This is a genomic window from Pseudomonas sp. PIC25 (genome assembly GCF_002286785.1).
GTDB lineage: Bacteria > Pseudomonadota > Gammaproteobacteria > Pseudomonadales > Pseudomonadaceae > Pseudomonas_M.
In genome coordinates this window covers 1-3,185 of the sequence record NZ_MUJY01000030.1, presented here as the reverse complement: position 1 = coordinate 3,185, position 3,185 = coordinate 1, and the positions used below count along the sequence as shown (strand labels likewise).

The 3,185-nt window shown below is 59.2% G+C and carries 3 protein-coding genes; 2 read left to right on the top strand and 1 reads right to left on the bottom strand.

From position 1 onward, the window contains the following. The first annotated feature begins 197 nt into the window (after positions 1 to 197). Entirely contained in the window at positions 198 to 653 is a 456-nt protein-coding gene (locus BZL41_RS27685) for a hypothetical protein (RefSeq protein WP_143518002.1), read from the top strand. A gap of 278 nt (positions 654 to 931) precedes the next feature. Here BZL41_RS27685 and BZL41_RS01255 read toward each other — a convergent pair whose 3' ends face one another. Further along, positions 932 to 1,813, bottom strand: coding sequence for an AraC family transcriptional regulator (locus tag BZL41_RS01255; protein ID WP_095597618.1), 882 nt, complete (start codon positions 1,811 to 1,813; stop codon positions 932 to 934). A 159-nt stretch (positions 1,814 to 1,972) separates the two neighbouring features. Here BZL41_RS01255 and BZL41_RS01250 point away from each other — a divergent pair. Then, positions 1,973 to 3,185, top strand: a 1,213-nt coding sequence (locus BZL41_RS01250) for a CoA-acylating methylmalonate-semialdehyde dehydrogenase (protein ID WP_095597617.1), incomplete at its 3' end; no start/stop codon positions are given.

Sequence of the window (3,185 nt, the reverse complement as noted above, 5' to 3'; positions counted from 1 at the left end):
GCCTGCACAACAGGCCGGATATAAGACTGCTCCTACCTACACGCCAGCATGATTACCGATTGAGCTCCGGGAGGCGTCCATATAAGAGTTTCCCTAATTGAGAATTACCTAAATGAGAAAAACTATATCATTGATCGATATTATCAGAGGCCATACGGCGGCAAAGTCGATACCACTACCGTAGGAGGAAACTAAATATGTATATGCCAGTAGATCCAAATTCGGTTGATGGTATGTGGGATAAACTTTTACAAAGTCTGTCCTCACAAAAGAGCTGTGTAGTTGTTTATGATGGTATGGCAAGTGAGGAGCAAATAGGTAAGAACCTTAGCCACGAAGAAGCCGATAGATTGGCTGCAAAACTCAGGACTAGAGACTATGTGAGGATTGGTAGTTCTCGAATGAGTCCAGTTCCAGCGCACTTTACGATTGATTTCACGGATAGCACCGGTCGGCTTATGGATCTCATTTCCTTGTCATCAGACGATGATCGATTGAGAAATGATGTATCTTTAGTCTGCCAGTTCTCTTTTTTTGAGAATAGGCAGCTTGAAAAACTGGTCATACCCTTTGTTATTGCGGGCCTTGAAGACCCTAAGTTGAAATTCGAAGTCGACGATAATGCGGGAACAACAATAGCTTATCGAATTTGAGTTGCTGATTGAGGAGCAATTGGGTCTCACTCAGTTGTTCCAAACAGTGCGGATTCAACCTTTTACAACATATATTCTGGAGGTGTTCGGGGAGAAACTACGCTTTCGACAGCTCAAAGAACTCAGGTTAATAGCTATCTGACTAATTTCGATCTCAAAAATGTAGATGTAAGATTTGTCGATGACACGCAACTTAGTACCAGTTACGGAGATATGTTTGGTCAGGAAGTTCTTAATATTGGTTCGGATGTTGTTCCAGGTAATGTTGGCGGCCTACCTCACCCCCTATGCAACGCCCGATAATGCGCCGGCGCCATGCCCACTACCTTTCTGAACAACCGGGAGAAGTAGTAGACGTCCTCGTACCCCAGTTGCTCGGCCACTTGGCGGATGCTCTGGGCGCCTTCGTCGAGGAGGCGGCAGGCGTGGGCCATTTTGAGTTGGATGAAGTCCTGGATCGGTGCGTGACCGGTCAGGGCGCGGTAGGTCTTGGCGAAGTGGAAGCGCGACAGTTTGAACTGGGCGGCGAGTTGGTCGAGGTTGAGGGTACCGTGCAGGTGGGCGCGCATCACTGCGTGCACTGCGTCCACGTCGAGGACGCGGCCTGACTTGAGCTGGGCCCGCGCCGGCAGCACCGCGAGCGATGCCAGCAGGGATTGGAGCTGGTGGGCGGCATGGATGAAGTGTGGCAGCGACAGGCCCTGGCGGCGCACGCCGAGCAGGGCGTCGAACTCGGCCAGCAGGCGCGGCTGCACGCCGATGCGCAGGACCGGCCCTTTGCCCAGCGGACGCAGGAAGGCGTCCGCCAGTTCGCCTTCGAAATGCACCCAGTAGAGCGTCCAGGGCCGTGCGGCGTCGGCGCCGTAGGCATGTGTCCCGCCTTTGGGCAGCAACAGCAAATCGCCACCACCCACCTCGAATCGTCCATCCCCGGTTTCCAGCCAGCCCTGGCCGGCCCGGCAATAGATCAGCAGGTGGTCGTCCGGCTGGGTACGTTCCATGCGATGTCCGGAAGCCTCCGGGTAGAACCCGAGGGCCAGCGGATAGCAGCCTGCCGCCAGCGGATGGCGCGCCAGCAGACGACGCAGGCGGGGTGGTGTGATGAAGCGGACGCCATTGGCCGGCAAGGGCCAATTGGAGGTTTCGACGCTGGGGCTCATGTCGGTCTTGTCCTTGTCGCGTTCGAAGCGGAGCTTGCCCGAAGTGGCGCCGGGCAGTCCAATCCCAAGATCGTCCATCCATAGGCCAATATCGTCAATCCACAGGGGCTCCGGCTGCGGCTATAAAGGCTGAAAAAAACCATCCCGACGGAGGATGCGATGGCCAAGACGATTCCCCAGTTGATCGATGGCGAGTGGCGCGAAAGCCGTTCGCGTGAGCTGATCGAAGTGTCCGACCCGGCGACCCAGCGCGTGCTGGCCCTCGCTCCGAAGGCCACTCATGAAGAGATCGAGGCGGCCATCGCCAGTGCCAAGGCGGCCTTCCTCACTTGGCGCGAAGTACCGGTGCCGGAACGGGCGCGGCTGATGCTGCGCTACCAGCACCTGCTCAAGGAGCATCACGACGAGCTGGCGGAAATCCTCGCCGAGGAGACCGGCAAGACCTTCGCCGATGCCAAGGGCGACGTCTGGCGCGGTATCGAAGTGGCCGAGCATGCGGCCAACATCGCCAGCCTGATGATGGGCGAGACGGTGGAGAACGTCGCCCGCGAGATCGACACCGCCAGTTGGATGCAGCCGCTGGGCGTGTGCGCCGGCATCACCCCGTTCAACTTTCCGGCGATGATTCCGCTGTGGATGTTTCCGCTGGCCATCGCCTGCGGCAATACCTTCGTGCTCAAGCCTTCCGAGCAGGACCCGCTGACACCCAACCGCCTCGCCGAGCTGTTTCTCGAAGCCGGCGCGCCCAAGGGCGTGCTGCAGGTGATCCACGGCGGCCGCGAGCAGGTCGACGCCCTCCTCACCCACCCGGATATCCGCGCCATTTCCTTCGTCGGCTCGGTGCCGGTCGGCCAGCACGTCTACCGCACCGGCACTGCGCATCTGAAGCGCGTGCAGGCGTTCGCCGGGGCGAAGAACCATATGGTGATCCTCCCGGACGCGCACAAGGACCAAGTGATCAGCAACCTGATCGGCGCCAGTTGCGGCGCCGCCGGCCAGCGCTGCATGGCGATCAGCACGGCGGTGTTCGTCGGCGCGGCGCGCGAGTGGATTCCGGAGCTGGCCGCGCAGATGGCCGAGCTGCGTCCCGGCCATTGGAAGGATGCCCACGCCGCCTATGGCCCGCTGATCAGCCAACAGGCCAAGCAGCGCGTGCAGCGGCTGATCGCCGAAGGCAAGGCGGAAGGCGCCGAGTGCCTGGTGGACGGCTCGCAGTGTACGGTGGAAGGCTTCCCTGACGGCAACTGGCTCGGCCCGACCCTGTTCCGCGGCGTGACGCCGAAGATGAGCATCTACCGCGAGGAAATCTTCGGCCCGGTGCTGATCTGCCTGGAAGTGGACACGCTGGAAGAGGCCATCGAGCTGATCAATG